13 protein-coding genes, 1 tRNA gene and 1 pseudogene are annotated in these 13,399 nt (G+C 53.8%); 7 read left to right on the top strand and 8 right to left on the bottom strand.

Translation table 11 applies throughout. From position 1 onward, the window contains the following. Positions 1-12 precede the first annotated feature (12 nt). Positions 13-672 (bottom strand): DUF3667 domain-containing protein, encoded by a 660-nt coding sequence (locus AC0L8N_RS12910; RefSeq protein WP_473668090.1) that lies wholly within the window; start codon positions 670-672, stop codon positions 13-15. A 30-nt stretch (positions 673-702) separates the two neighbouring features. Between AC0L8N_RS12910 and AC0L8N_RS12905 the strand changes: the two genes are divergently transcribed. The 6 genes and pseudogenes from AC0L8N_RS12905 (at position 703) to AC0L8N_RS12880 (ending at position 4,872) form a co-directional block, all read left to right on the top strand. Further along, positions 703-1,017 carry an ArsR/SmtB family transcription factor gene (locus tag AC0L8N_RS12905; RefSeq protein ID WP_473668089.1) on the top strand — a complete coding sequence of 105 codons (315 nt, stop codon included), beginning with the start codon at positions 703-705 and terminating at the stop codon, positions 1,015-1,017. Positions 1,018-1,019: 2 nt separating this feature from the next. Next, complete coding sequence (locus AC0L8N_RS12900; protein ID WP_473668088.1) at positions 1,020-1,502, top strand: SRPBCC family protein; 483 nt, start codon at positions 1,020-1,022, stop codon at positions 1,500-1,502. Next, positions 1,499-1,915 carry a GFA family protein gene (locus AC0L8N_RS12895; RefSeq protein WP_473668087.1) on the top strand — a complete coding sequence of 139 codons (417 nt, stop codon included), beginning with the start codon at positions 1,499-1,501 and terminating at the stop codon, positions 1,913-1,915. Before AC0L8N_RS12900 ends, AC0L8N_RS12895 begins: the two co-directional genes overlap by 4 nt. Before the next feature lie 377 nt (positions 1,916-2,292). After that, positions 2,293-2,725 (top strand): annotated as a pseudogene (locus AC0L8N_RS12890) (GNAT family N-acetyltransferase). Then, positions 2,726-3,031: an antibiotic biosynthesis monooxygenase family protein gene (locus tag AC0L8N_RS12885; protein WP_473668086.1), complete on the top strand. Its 306-nt coding sequence runs from the start codon at positions 2,726-2,728 to the stop codon at positions 3,029-3,031. 692 nt (positions 3,032-3,723) lie between these two features. Beyond that, positions 3,724-4,872 (top strand): DmpA family aminopeptidase, encoded by a 1,149-nt coding sequence (locus tag AC0L8N_RS12880; RefSeq protein WP_473668085.1) that lies wholly within the window; start codon positions 3,724-3,726, stop codon positions 4,870-4,872. 334 nt (positions 4,873-5,206) lie between these two features. On the opposite strand, the gene AC0L8N_RS12875 is transcribed toward AC0L8N_RS12880, so the two are convergent. The 3 genes from AC0L8N_RS12875 to AC0L8N_RS12865 form a co-directional block, all read right to left on the bottom strand. Next, positions 5,207-6,748 (bottom strand): S41 family peptidase, encoded by a 1,542-nt coding sequence (locus tag AC0L8N_RS12875; RefSeq protein WP_473668084.1) that lies wholly within the window; start codon positions 6,746-6,748, stop codon positions 5,207-5,209. Between the two features lie 449 nt (positions 6,749-7,197). After that, positions 7,198-7,485, bottom strand: coding sequence for a type II toxin-antitoxin system RelE/ParE family toxin (locus tag AC0L8N_RS12870; RefSeq protein WP_473668083.1), 288 nt, complete (start codon positions 7,483-7,485; stop codon positions 7,198-7,200). Further along, complete coding sequence (locus AC0L8N_RS12865; protein WP_473668082.1) at positions 7,472-7,714, bottom strand: ribbon-helix-helix domain-containing protein; 243 nt, start codon at positions 7,712-7,714, stop codon at positions 7,472-7,474. Before AC0L8N_RS12865 ends, AC0L8N_RS12870 begins: the two co-directional genes overlap by 14 nt. 205 nt (positions 7,715-7,919) lie before the next feature. Between AC0L8N_RS12865 and AC0L8N_RS12860 the strand changes: the two genes are divergently transcribed. Beyond that, entirely contained in the window at positions 7,920-8,219 is a 300-nt protein-coding gene (locus AC0L8N_RS12860; RefSeq protein WP_473668081.1) for a tyrosine-type recombinase/integrase, read from the top strand. 12 nt (positions 8,220-8,231) lie between these two features. On the opposite strand, the gene AC0L8N_RS12855 is transcribed toward AC0L8N_RS12860, so the two are convergent. From AC0L8N_RS12855 to AC0L8N_RS12840, 4 genes are all read right to left on the bottom strand, one after another. Further along, positions 8,232-8,308: transfer RNA gene (locus AC0L8N_RS12855), tRNA-Arg, on the bottom strand. A 318-nt stretch (positions 8,309-8,626) separates the two neighbouring features. Then, positions 8,627-9,769 (bottom strand): HD domain-containing phosphohydrolase, encoded by a 1,143-nt coding sequence (locus AC0L8N_RS12850; protein WP_473668080.1) that lies wholly within the window; start codon positions 9,767-9,769, stop codon positions 8,627-8,629. Further along, on the bottom strand, positions 9,762-10,967 hold the full coding sequence (locus AC0L8N_RS12845; protein WP_473668079.1) for an HDOD domain-containing protein: 1,206 nt from the start codon (positions 10,965-10,967) through the stop codon (positions 9,762-9,764). Before AC0L8N_RS12845 ends, AC0L8N_RS12850 begins: the two co-directional genes overlap by 8 nt. Then, a complete protein-coding gene (locus AC0L8N_RS12840; protein ID WP_473668078.1) occupies positions 10,964-12,952 on the bottom strand; it encodes an MHYT domain-containing protein in 1,989 nt (662 codons plus the stop codon). Before AC0L8N_RS12840 ends, AC0L8N_RS12845 begins: the two co-directional genes overlap by 4 nt. Positions 12,953-13,399: the final 447 nt, after the last annotated feature.

Here is a 13,399-nt window from a genome sequence, read left to right as displayed (position 1 = left end):
CACGTACGCTACTCAGTGCAAATGCAGCGAGAAGATCAGGTGATCGAAGTACAACCGCTTCCAGTAGGCGATCTTCATTAGCATCGCAAAGATGGGCAGTAGCAGGAACATCAGGGTGGGTAGATCGTCCGACAGGAATTGGGCCTGCACCGCGGCATCGAAGTTCAGATCTGACCCAGGCTCACGCAGTAATCCGCTCGACGCGAACCACGCGATCAGGAGGAAGAAGACGATGCTGAAGACCAGGTAAAGCCGCAGCGGTGGTGAGTAGGCGACTCGACGACCCGCAAGAAATTCTCTGGTGAGCTTGCCCGGATGCCGAAACAGAGTCCTTACTGTCGAGGAAGCCCGCCCATCAACCTCGAAGGTTTCGCTAATGACGGCGCCGACCAGGCTCCAGATGGGTTTTTCGAATTCGACGTTTCGCTGGCCGCAAGTCGAACAATATTCGCCGTCGAGATTCGATTGGCAGTTACGGCAAACAGGCATGCCGCAGTAATACATGGCCCACTGCGCAGGGTCAATTGGGCGGCCGGTTCTGGCCGCTAGAGGGCGCCCAAGCAACGCCGATTCTACGCTGCCTAGCATGCACTTTTGGCTACAGCTGCCGTCTGCATAGCGTGTGGTAAAGCCTAACAACGCGCTGCTTGACATGCAGGTAATTACCTGCATAATATTCCCTTACTTTCAAACACAACAAAGATGGACACTGACAAGGTTTTCAAGGCGCTGGGCGACCCGACACGCAGAAGGCTGCTCGACCTGCTGTACGAGAGAAACGGGCAGACGTTGGGCGAGCTTTGCGAGCACTTGGATATGGCGCGGCAGTCGGCCACGCAACACATCGGGATCCTCGAGGCGGCCAACCTGGTGAGCACGGTCCGGCGTGGCCGGGAGAAGCTGCATTTCATCAACCCGGTGCCGCTACACGAGGTCTACGAACGGTGGGTACGGAAATTCGAACGCCAGCGGCTCAGCCTGCTACACGATCTGAAGACGGAACTTGAAAGAGGTTAATCATGAGTAATGAAAAGATTTGCTTCGTTTATGTGACCTACATCCGCTCGACGCCGGAAGCGGTGTTCGAGGCCATTACTAAACCGGAAATCGCGCGGCGCTACTGGGGCCACGAGAACGTCTCCGACTGGAAGTCCGGATCGACCTGGGAGCACGTGCGCGCCGACGAGCAGCGCACTGTCAATGTGGTCGGCAAAGTGGTCGAGGTCGCGCCGCCGACGCGCCTGGTCATTACTTGGGCGAGCCCCTCGCAGGCGGCCGACCCGTCCGCCTACAGTCGCGTGAGTTTCAACATCGATGCATATGAGGACATGGTGCGACTAACCGTCACCCACGACGAACTCGAGGCCGGCAGCGGGATGGCCGAGGGCATCCAGAAAGGCTGGCCGATCGTTCTTTCCAGTCTGAAGTCCTTGCTGGAAACCGGCCAAGGCATCGACGTCTTCGCCAAGCCGAAGGCCGCCTCAAGCGGGAGCCGGTCATGAGCCAGCCTTACACCGGTGGATGCGCGTGTGGCGCGATCCGCTACGCGACCAAGCACGCGCCCGTTTTCCAGAACCACTGCCAATGCCGCGATTGCCAGCGGCGAAGCGGCACCGGACATGGGTCCTACTTGACCTTTCCCGCGCGCGCCGAGATGACGATCACCGGTGAGGCGACGCACTGGGAGGTCGCGGGCGACAGCGGCAACGTCAAGATCCACGCCTTCTGCCCGGTCTGCGGAACGCCTGTCTACCTGCGCTTTGCCGCGATGCCGGAGCTGATCGCGGTTCCTGCGGGCAGCCTGGACGAGCCGGGCCGCTTCGAGCCGCAGGTGCTCACCTACAACGTCCGCGCGCTGGAGTGGGACGCCATCAACCCCTCGTTGCACGCATTCGAGCGGATGCCGTCCGGTTAGCTGCGTGGCGGCCCTTTGTGCTGGCTAACCCTACGCTCAAGCGGAGCTGCCTGTAGAGGTTCCTTTCTTCAAGAGGCTGTTCGAAAAACCAGACACATCTCAAGGCTCAGACAAACTAGATCGCGAACTCAAAGCGATGCTTCAGTCCCAACCGGGGATAAAGTTCGTCGATCCTTTGTGAGCGACCGTATCCTTCTGGCTGTTCTGAGACCCTGGCCAGGAAGTAATTTATAGGCAGCTTCACTTCGCATAGCAGCTGCTCGGAAAACCTTCGGCAGAATGACGCCTTCTGACCCAAACCGGCCGTTCGGGTGTAGAGAAAATGTTGACCGGGTCGTCGTGCTCTTTGGTCTGGTAATTGCTAGACGAGATCGGGGATGAGGGACTTGAATTCGGCAGTTGAGATCAATTTAGATGATTCGATAGAAGAGTCAGAGGTAGTAGAACTCTATTCCGTCAACGCTTGGTCGTCGGCAGAAAAACCGGGTGAGCTGGTTGCCGCACTTCGGAACTCTCATTCGCTTGTAAGAGCGCGTATTAGGGGCAAACTAGTGGGTATTGCCAATGCAATACTCAGACGGGCACCTGGTCGTCTATTTTCCTCACTTGCTGGTTGATCCAGAAAGTCACGGATGTGGTATTGGCCATCGGATCATGGTGGCGATGCGAGAGCGATATGGATCGTTCCACCAACAGATGCTCACACCAGATGTTGATTCCGTTGGGTTTTACGAGAAGATGGGGTTCGAACGTGCCGGCAAGACTGTCCCTATGTGGGTTTATAGCGGAGTGATCATTGAGGATGTGTGAATGATAATTCGGATGTGGCATGGAAGAGTGAACCACGAAAAAGCAGCGGCCTATCGACTCTTTCTTATTGAGCGAGCGATTCCCGACTACCAGGCAGTGCCCGGGAATCTTAGCGTGAAGATTCTGCAGCGGCATGAGGACGACGCGACGCACTTTATAACAATGACATCATGGGAAAGTCTCGAAGCGATCAACGCATTTGCGGGTGCCGATGCGGAAAAAGCCAAGTACTACCCAGAGGACGAAGAATTCTTGCTTGAATTCGAGCCGTCAGTCGTTCACTACGAAGTAGTAGGTAGAAGTTGAACATCATATCGCACGTTCCTATGGCTGCTTTTGGCCGAATCCTGCCCTTTTTCATTTCCCTAAAGCAGACGTTTGAACGGCAAGTCATGGAAAGAGCAGCCGCTCAGCCTGGGCGCAAAGTAAAGGGTCACAACTTGTCGCTCGTCCTACACGCATCACCCTGATCTTAACTTCGGGCCAATAATTAATGCTATCCGCTGCGAAGTCGAATGCTGATACTTCGCTGGATTTAGTGAGGAGACGGGCCGCAAAACACCAATCTATGGGACAAATAGGGATCTACGGGACAGCTCACCAAATCAGGCAGAGTTCCTAGTCTGTAAGCAATTGATATTGAGAGGAAAATGGCGCGCCCGGAAGGATTCGAACCTCCGACCACCTGGTTCGAAGTTAGAGAAACGAACTGTAACTTATTGTGATTGAAGAGAAGTTGCTGGGCGCCCGTTGCCTAAAGTGCACCTCAACGCATAACGATGCTCAACTAAAACACGCAAATCTCCCGCACGGATTCGATCCGAGGTCACAACTGAGTCGCTCCATCATGCGGCACCGGCTTCAATTTAAGCCGTTGCATAGATCTTGGCCCCTAACCCCACCTGGGCGGTAAGAAACGGCCAATACTTGCCGCTGGATGTCGCGCCTCCTAGCGTCGATAATGCCAATATCAATCTTGTCTACCTATCGAGCCTGGTGTGCGTCTATTTCCGCTCATAATTTTGTCTCTTAGCTGCGCCGGTGTTTGTGCGGAAAACGCACCTCGTGCTCGCGAAATTGGAATTCCATTTGACGGTATACCCGGACCAAATAATGCGATCACTGACGTAGCTGGTGTGGAAGTCGGCTATTCAACGCTCATTAGCGGTAACGGAGAGCTGGTCGTCGGCAAGGGGCCTGTTCGGACTGGGGTAACCGTGATTCATCCGCGAGGTCGCGATGTTACTGAAGGTGTTTTTTCAGCCCGATTTACGATGAATGGTGACGGCGAAATGACCGGTACACATTGGATCGACGAGTTCGGCACTCTGTACGGACCGATCCTGCTCACCAACACAGTCAGCGTCGGTGACGTGCACGCCGCGGCGCTCGACTGGATGCGTCATCGCAACGCCGAAAGTATGACACATCTTCCGGTTGTGGCAGAGACTTGGGACGGTGATCTCAACGACATGTACGGCAGGCACATCAAGCACGAGCATGTGTTTGCAGCTTTGGACAACGCGCATTCCGGGCCAATCGCTGAGGGTAACGTCGGTGGTGGAACGGGGATGTTCAGCCACGGCTTTAAGGCAGGAACTGGGACCAGCTCGCGACTTGTAGGCCCGTACACAGTCGGTGTTCTGGTGCAAGCAAACCACGGACTGCCTTGGCGGCTCACGGTGGCTGGCGTGCCGGTGGGCGAGATCCTTAATCCTGACACAACAGATCATTTCGGTGACCACCGTTCGACTGGCAGTTCCATAATTGTGATCGTGGCAACTGACGCACCGCTGCTGCCAATGCAGCTTGAACGACTGGCAAAACGACCAGCAATGGGTGTTGCGAGGGTCGGAGGCATCGGCGAACGAACATCTGGCGAAATATTTCTGGCTTTCTCGACGGGAAACGCTGCTCCGCAAATGCGTGGCGAGATTGCGACTCTGCAGGCGCTAAGCGACGACGCAGTCTTCACGCTAGACTATCTTTACGAGGCCGTGATCCAGGCAACCGAAGAGGCCATTGTCAATTCGTTAATCGCGGCCGAGACAATGGTCGGGGCAAATGAATTCACAGTCGAGAGCATCGACCACGAGCGCTTGCGTGAGATCTTAAGAGAGTATGGGCGCTTGGTTCCGAGCGACTAGTTCTGACCGGGTCTTTCCCCTAACGCAAGTGCGAAGTTTGGGTCAGAACTCGCCGCTCGCCCTCCTCGACTCACTCTGGTCTTAATTTCTTGCCAATAGTTAACAATAGCGAGACCGCCGACAGGCTAGTTACTAACCATGTTCGCAAGTCAATTACAGCGCCAATTTGTTCAACAATTCTCGGAAGTTTGCGTGTCCTCGCAATGCCTTACTCGGTATTACTCCACAATCTCGGCGCAGTTCGCCCCAAAGTCGTCGATCGTCATTAGCATGCCGTAGTCCCAACGCGACCAGAGTTTTCGCCGAAATGCTGAGACCAGCTTCGATTCAGACATTACAATTCATCCGCTTTGTTATTGCCACATTGAGTGCGTAGCCAGGACACGGCCTCTTCAATCGTTTCATCAGTACCAGTGTCACCTTGCGTGCGGGCTGCAGTTCGCACGTCTGGCATGACTTTCCCGCCGTACGCCTTACCCGTACGATCGACCATTCTTGTCACTGAAATATTCAATAAGGCGCCATCAGAAAGCTCGTACCCTGCGTTCCCCGTAGTCAGACCACCAGACTCTTGCCCAAAGGTCTTTGTCTTCGGTCTTCCAATGAAAGCCAAAGCTACTGCTTCGCCTGAGCTACCGGTACGACCGTCAAACAATACAGCAACAGGCGGATAAGGATGAACCAAGGAATAGGGCTCGCCGCTTACACGGGCTGGACCGGAGCGACCAGCGGCATACGAACGCGGAATCAGGTCTCCGTCCGCCGTAATGCCACCACCTGCATTTCCCTCGCCCAGAATCGGACCTATCCCCGCGAGCATGGGGAATACATTGCCCCCATAGTTGCCTCTTAGATCAACTATCCAACCACAGACACCAGCAGAATCTATGCTAGCGACAACAGCCTGCAGTTCATCAGCGTACTTTGTCATTCGACTGGGTTCCGTGCCCATCATAGGAGGAACAGTCACGTAGCCGAATGAGCCGCCTTCTATATGGCCAACCGGCGGAGCCCAGTTCCGCAACTCGGTGCTGTTTGCTGCCCCTGTCGTCAAGCCAATAGCTCGCGCAGGCCGGATCAATGTGCTGTGATTATCTTCCAGAAGGTAAATCGCTGAATCTATTACTGGGTACATATCCGATATTGATTCCGCGCCCGATGCCAATACTTGCGCCTGCTGCCTGAGTAGGGGCCAATCAACTGCGTCTCTATTGATCGAGTACCTCTCTAGAATTCCGATAGCTTCTTCGAGATATTGCTTTGCACTCTCGGAACTGATTTCAGACTGAGCCAATCGTTCAACTGTCAACTCATCGAACCACGCGGTGCCAGCGCCAGCCGCTACCACCCCAACAAAAGCCGTACTCGCATTTGCGAGTTGAGGAATTCGCAATTCTAGACGCGTCCACTCCGAGGTGCCCGTCACCGCTCTTCCACGCATCCAGTCAAAATATCTACGTCCGCTCGCCTCATCGACTACTACAAAAAGCCCCGCTTCTTTCTTGAGGGAATCGGTGCGTACATATCCGGTTATTCGAGAGGCGCCTACCCGAACTAGTGCAACAGGGATTTCCTGACGAACAGATGCTGACTGCGGTTTGTCCACCGATACGAATCGCAAGCTTGCCTTGCCACTCCAAGATTCCTCGAAATCGGTAGTCGCCTCATATCCGTAAGTCCTGAGGTCCCACCCTTGTAGCGAGCCATCAATTTGGACTGCCTGCTCGAACCCCGCATTGTCCAAGTCGTGACACTGAGCCTCGCTTTGAAAGGCTGTCACAGCTAGTAAACACACCAATACAACTGGCAAAATTGAACTGCGAGACGCCATGCACTTCGGCAATATTACTGGGCCGACGTTCATTTTACTCTCCATCGATCTTCCCCGCCGATGGGCACGGCAATTTGCAACCGCTATGCATATACTGGTTGAAATCGGGCTGCCAGTCCATTCAGCGATCTGTGTAAACGACAAAATCAGCGGACTCCGCTGTTTTGGTGTGGTCGTTTTCGATGCGGTTTTTTTTTTGGCTAGATTTACCAGTTGATGAGATTACTTGGCTCGTCACTAGGTCGCTCGTGGCTAGACGCATGCGCCCATTGAAACACAGCGGGAAATTCGCGTGTTTTCGTTCCAGGTGATTCGGGCCGCCATGTACAGGCAGGTCGATAGGATGTTGATTTGCACCGAAGTTTGAGCCAAATGAGCCGACTACTTGCATTGAAAATCAACACCGGACTGATGTAACGTCGTCGAGAATAGGCAATCGGCTGAGCGTGTCTGAAAAAGAAAGATAAGTTTTCGGATGGGGCCAAGGCGCCGCGTCAAAGCCATTCGTCTGCGTCTTGTTGTCCAATTATTGCCATGATTTCGACAACATCCCCGTCGATTCGATAGTAGATGCTGTCTACACCGCACACGCTGCGTCGGTAGCCTTCGCGGAACTCATCGACCGCTTGATACAACAGCGGCTGTTCGGCAATTTGTTCGAAACGATCAAATAGTGCGTAGTAGTATTTGTCGCCTTGGGCTTCTCCAAACCGACGAATGCCATGTTGGTGAATACGGACTAGATCGGCCTTCGCATCTTCACTGAGTTTATAGCTCCCCATTCTTCCGCAACTCGTCCTTGGATTGTGCCAGGATTTCGTCAGCGGTCATGGGCGTAAACCCGCTCTGTTCGGCGTGAATCAACCGGGCTCGGACAAACTCGATTTCGCGTGCCTTACGGATCAAATCGTTGACAGCTTCACTGTTGCTCTTGTATTCGCCTTCGACGTCCACCTTATGCTTGAGCCATTCGGTGTTGGGGTCGGTGAAGGAAATGCTTTGTCGTGACATGGCGTGTGCTCCAAGAATCTTGTATGGTGCAAGAATGCACCATTACTGCACCGTACGTCAAGGGACCCTCACCGTGGTACTGACAAATTAACTTCCTGACTTGTGCGAATCTCTACGAACGAATTGATTACATGGCCGCGGCACATTTCCAGGACGCAAAGGCACGTTGTCTGAAAAACCGGTAACTCCAAGGCGTCTATCAAAGATGGACAACACAGCGTGGCAAAGAGGACGAATGAAAGCGGGGTTAAAGCAGGTCCGTGTGCACGATCTCAAACACACGTTTGGCCATCGATTGAGGGCTGCCGCAGTGTCGTTCGAGGACAGGCAGGACTTGTTGGGACACCGCTCGGGAAGGATCACAACTCACTACTCGGCAGCCGAGCTAGGCAATTTACTTTCGTCGGCTAACCAGGTGGTTGGGGAAGGGTCACGCAAAAATCCCGCACTGTTCGTTTTGAAGAAAAAGCAGCTAGCGCCGGATAGCACTAACTGCTTGATTTAACTTTGAAATAGGTGGCGCGCCCGGAAGGATTCGAACCTCCGACCACCTGGTTCGAAGCCAGGTACTCTATCCAGCTGAGCTACGGGCGCTTTGGTTGCTAATCGGCGGAAAACCGAAGGCCAGCCGGGACCTTTGCCGACGGCAGGCGCAGTCTAACCCGGCGGCAGGGAATTACAAACAGTGATTCACCGACAAATAAGCCTCGATCGGGGTTTTGGACATCGTTTCACTCTTGCGACACGAATGACCAAGCCCTTGTGCGAAGCATCGTTCGGTCATATCGCCAGTTTACTGCGAAATTTGTCGACCTGTTCAGGACGAACGGCAGCTTGTCTTCAGGCACCTGGCCGGCCGCAATTTTGGCCTGATCCTCCTGGTCTAACGTTTAGGCCACACTTGCGTGCCGACTATGCCTCGCGGACCCACACCTCTACGGATGGCGCGATAGCTCCGTTCTCAAGAAACGTACGTAGACGACGTTGGACAGAGATTGAGGTTTCCTGGCCTTTGGCAACCAACAGCAAATCGGTGTCCGTCCGCACATCCTGAGCAAGTACCATCGTATCTGCCAGACGCAGGACGTCGACTGTCTTGACAGTAACGTCCGCTCCCAACGCAAGGCTACTCTCGAACGCTGCAAGCACTACCGGGTCATAGCAGGCCGACTGCTGTCTCAATCGGGCCAGACTATCGCTCGCCTCACCGCCTGCCGCTTCCAGCGCATCAAAATCCAACACTACCTTTAATAATCTTGCACCCATTGGAATCTGCTCGCCTGCGCGTGCGTCCGCGGGATAGCCTGAACCGTCGAAATTCTTCTCTTGATAACGAATGGCATCCGCTATTGACTCCATCCGCGGTATCGATGACAGAAGATTGGCTCCAAGGTTCGCGTGCTCGGCAAACTCCACCATTTCCTCGCCGTCAAGACGCCCTCCCCTGACACGCCGCTTGACCAGTTCCTCGGGGATACCTGTGCAACCAATTTGTGACAGCAGCGCGATGCTTTCGTGGCGCCACAGATCATCAAGCTTGAGCTGCATCGCAAGGCGTCTCATGTGACTCTTGAGGCGCGTCGCCCGACCAAAAACCTCCGGCTTACTGAGCGCAAGAACCTCGGTAAGGGCTTTAATGCTGCCTCGCAGGGTCTCCTCCAAGAGCTCTTTCTCGGCAATAACCAGTCGGTGCTGATGCAGCGCAGCTTTCACCGCACTGTTCATTTTGTCGGCGTCGCATGGTTTATTGAGAAAGCAGAAAACATCGCCAACGTTCATCGCATCAACAGCAGTCTGTTGGTCAGCGTTTCCAGTCAGCATCATTCTCACGGTATCGGGCGCAACTTCCTTGGCCTTGGCGAGAAACTCTATTCCGTTCATTTCCGGCATGCGCATATCAGACACGACCACCGCGTAGCCGCCGCCTGTCTTGATCTTGCGCAGCGCTTCATCGCCACTTTCTGCCGTATCAATATCAAACTTGTTACGCAGGCTTCGACGGATAGAGTTCAGTACATTTGGTTCGTCGTCAACGAAGAGTATCTTCTCAGCCATTGTTGGATTCCGGATGGTTGTCGTTATGTTTGTACAACGCTGTCATTTGCGGGAGATCCTCAATCAGACCGTGTTTTCGGACAAACCCGTAGTCCAGTAGGTCCAGTTTTTGCTCCCCATTGCCGTGAACTATTGCATGAGCAATATGCACCGCGACCAGCGAAGTGACGTCGGTTGCCACACTGTTCGCCGGGTGGGCGTAGAATGCAACACACTCCACAACCGGATTTGGCAAACCCCACAAACTGGCCAGGTATGCACCAACTTCAGCATGCGTATGACCAATGACACTCCGCTCTATGTACTCATAGCCGGTCGCCTCGACAACGCGACGTCGCTCGATCGCAGCATATTCCTCAGGAAGATTTTCCAATAACACCAACTTGCCGATACTAGCCAGCATGCCACCCATGTATGCGTAGTCTTCAGCCAGCGGTTCCCGGCAATAGCGCGACGCAATTTTGCGTGCAAGTGCTGCCACCCGCATGCTGTCGTTCCAGATCTTGTGCAGCATCACGCTATGTGCCTCATCGCCATCGAACTGCGAAAAGATTCCAGTTGACAGCACCAGGGTTCTGATCACATCCAGACCCAGATAGTTTGCAGCTTCGGACGGCGATGAGACTTGCCGTACCAGTCCGAAGAATGCGGAATTGACAAGCTGCAGAATCTTCGCGGTCATTGCGACATCGGATTCGATGATACCGCCGACCGCGGTGAGCGCAGGATCTTCTGACTGCAGCTCCCGCATTATTTGTTGGTATTGTCTCGGCATGCTGGGAAGGGTTGACAGCTTTGAGACCAGCGTCTTCAAAGATGCGTCAGTCATTAACTGCCGTAAAGAAGTTGCCCGCTTCACAGTAGCAGCAAGCGTATCAGCATCGCATGGCTTGGCAATGTACTGATGAGCATGCTGTACGCAACGATAGATCAGGTGATTGTCAGTTTCTCCAGAAAGGGCAATGCGTATGCAATTAGGATAGCGTTCACGAATTTCTTGCAGGAACTCGGCGCCGTCCATTCCTGGCATTTTCATGTCAGTTACAACGACGTCGCAATCATTCTTCTCAAGATAGGCAAGCGCGGCGACACCACTGGTCATGTACTCGGTAGCCCACTCGTTCCGCAGTGGTCGTAAGGTACGACGCAACCCGTCCAGAATATTGGGTTCGTCATCGACGAAAAGAACCTTCATCATGCGGCTCTTCCTTGGGTCTTCTGCTTGTCGTCGGGCAAGTCGGTTAACGGCAGGCGTATAGTAAACGTTGCGCCACGATCTGGTTCCGACGTGGCAGTCAAAGTGCCCCCGTGCAGATCGACGATGGATCGGTACGCCATGGATAACCCTTGACCAGTACCTTTGCCAACGTCCTTGGTCGTGAAGAACGGATCAAACACCCTGCTTAGATGTGCTGCCTTGATTCCGCAACCTGTGTCGCTAATAGCAATTGATGCGGTTTTCTCATCGTAGCTAGTCGTTATAGTTATCGTGCCCTTTTCAGTCGGATTGGCACCGTTCTTGGCCTCTATTGCGTGGGCGGCATTGACAATAAGATTCAGTAGAACCTGATTTATCTCCTGGGCGTAACACGGTGCCTGTGGCATGTCTTCGTCCAAATTGGTCTTCACCTCGGCAACGTATCGCCATTCGTTCGAAGCAACCAAGACGGTATTCTCGATCGCGCGATTCAGATCGGCTGGCTCGCGGGACTTGGAACCGGGATGTGAGAACTTTTTCATCGCGTGAACGATGCCGGAGATTCGGGATACTCCTTCCAGCGATTGTTCGATCGCGAGTGGAATCTGTTCTCGCAAATACTCAGCATCAGCTGCTTGCAAAGCAACTTCGATTTTTTGCAGGTGCTCACCGGATACTGCGTCGCTACGAACCGCATCCGTCAGTTCAGAGTAGAGATCAATCAACGGAAGCAGCTCCGCGAATCCATCCTGAACGAATTTGGTGTTATCGCCCACGTACTGTGCCGGAGTATTGATCTCGTGTGCGATACCCGCGGCTAGCTGCCCGATTGATTCCATCTTCATCGCCTGCGCAAGCTGCCTTTCCAGATCTATCTTCGACGTAATGTCGTTGACGATCGCAGCGAACAACGGTGGCTGCGTGTTCGCGTGCATTTGAATATGCACTTGGACCGGATACTCAGAGCCATCTTTGCGGCGATGAGTCTGGTCGATCAGCATATCTCTCTGCTTTCCCTCTCGCATCGGCTGAAAAAGTTTCTCCATGCCATGCCGATCAATACCCGGGGCCACGTCCATAGGCGTCATTTTGCTGAGTTCATCTCTGCTGTAGCCCAGATTCTCCAGTGCGCCGCGGTTCACATAAACGAATCGAAATGTTTCGGCATCGATCAAAAAAATCTCATTTGTTGACTCGTCCAGAATCTCGCTGAGGTGGGTCGCCTTTCGAACCGACTGCTCACGTTGCGTTTTCTCTGCGCTTAAGCGCCGATCAAATTGTATTATCAACTGCGTGATCGCAAGAACGATCAATGCTGCCGCGCCCAGCACAGCAGGCAACCAGTTGCTTTCATGGGGGGCCACGTCACTACCGGTTTCTGGCCACGGGACGTAACTTGCCGCCTCCATCCCCACGTAGTGCATTCCGCATATTCCAGTGCCCATGATTAGCGCGGCAGCTAAACTCAGAAAGCGTGAACGCTTCCGCGTCGAACGAATCAGTGCAAAGATTATCCAGATCGCAGCGGTAGCTGCGGAAACGGCGATTGCAATCGACAAAGCGACTTTCAGAGTGCTGTATACGATGTCGGCCCGAATTATCATTGCGGCCATACCGATGTAATGCATGGTCGCAATGCCACTACCGAGTAACAAACCACTGATTGCGATATTCGCTGCAGAGATTCTTGGCCGGGATGCAACATAAATGGCGAATGCGCTTGCGCCAATCGCGACCATTAACGACACAGCCGTCAGCGTTGCGTCGTAGTGATGGGCCATGGGCATCGACAGCGCCAGCATGCCAACGAAATGCATAGTCCAGATGCCGAAGCCCATTGAAATTGAGCCCGCGGTGAGCCACCGTCTGGAGCCGACCGTACTCGCCACGGAAACCCGGCGACTCAGTTCAAGGGCTGTGTACGAGGCGGCGACAGCAACCACGAACGACAAAGCCACCAACGCGAAATTGTATGTGTAAGGCATCAGTCTTCCATGACAGAGTGGGAAACCGCTTGTTTGCGGTCCGGAATGGGCCCTACGGCACCCATCTTCAGGAGGTATCGGCGGGCGGTCACCGGTACTTTAGTTTCGGCCGCAAATAATCGACCACTAACGGGCTTTTGTAACTCAATAGGGCTATATGGCGATTATTTTTGTACTTATGGTTTATTTGCCCCATATAAGTACTTTGATCAGTGGGACGATAAATCAACCATCAACGCCATGAGCCTAGTGCCTCCGGAAACAAACAGCGGGTTCTTGAGCACGCCTGAGTTCGTCCACAGAGCTCGACAGATAAGTTCGTGAGTGCGCGGTAATCGCCCATTGACCAGGTACTCCGGGCGTCCAGAGTTGCCGGACTCGGTCCTCTGGATCGTCTCCGCAACTAGCGACAATGGAGGGACAAAGCGCTGTTAATGCGCAAATCAC

Source organism: Woeseia sp. D3-10, from assembly GCF_055809415.1.
Note: the sequence above shows the minus strand (reverse complement) of the source record. Positions and strands in the feature narration are given on the sequence as shown.

Bases quoted from the DNA above. Each gene is read 5' to 3' on its own strand.
- AC0L8N_RS12840 (WP_473668078.1), bottom strand. From the start codon at position 12,952: ATGCCTTACACATACAATTTCGCGTTGGTGGCTTTGTCGTTCGTGGTT.
- AC0L8N_RS12885 (WP_473668086.1), top strand. From the start codon at position 2,726: ATGATAATTCGGATGTGGCATGGAAGAGTGAACCACGAAAAAGCAGCG.
- AC0L8N_RS12895 (WP_473668087.1), top strand. From the start codon at position 1,499: ATGAGCCAGCCTTACACCGGTGGATGCGCGTGTGGCGCGATCCGCTAC.
- AC0L8N_RS12875 (WP_473668084.1), bottom strand. From the start codon at position 6,748: ATGGAGAGTAAAATGAACGTCGGCCCAGTAATATTGCCGAAGTGCATG.
- AC0L8N_RS12870 (WP_473668083.1), bottom strand. From the start codon at position 7,485: ATGGGGAGCTATAAACTCAGTGAAGATGCGAAGGCCGATCTAGTCCGT.
- AC0L8N_RS12850 (WP_473668080.1), bottom strand. From the start codon at position 9,769: ATGGCTGAGAAGATACTCTTCGTTGACGACGAACCAAATGTACTGAAC.
- AC0L8N_RS12845 (WP_473668079.1), bottom strand. From the start codon at position 10,967: ATGATGAAGGTTCTTTTCGTCGATGACGAACCCAATATTCTGGACGGG.
- AC0L8N_RS12865 (WP_473668082.1), bottom strand. From the start codon at position 7,714: ATGTCACGACAAAGCATTTCCTTCACCGACCCCAACACCGAATGGCTC.
- AC0L8N_RS12910 (WP_473668090.1), bottom strand. From the start codon at position 672: ATGCAGGTAATTACCTGCATGTCAAGCAGCGCGTTGTTAGGCTTTACC.
- AC0L8N_RS12905 (WP_473668089.1), top strand. From the start codon at position 703: ATGGACACTGACAAGGTTTTCAAGGCGCTGGGCGACCCGACACGCAGA.
- AC0L8N_RS12860 (WP_473668081.1), top strand. From the start codon at position 7,920: ATGGACAACACAGCGTGGCAAAGAGGACGAATGAAAGCGGGGTTAAAG.
- AC0L8N_RS12900 (WP_473668088.1), top strand. From the start codon at position 1,020: ATGAGTAATGAAAAGATTTGCTTCGTTTATGTGACCTACATCCGCTCG.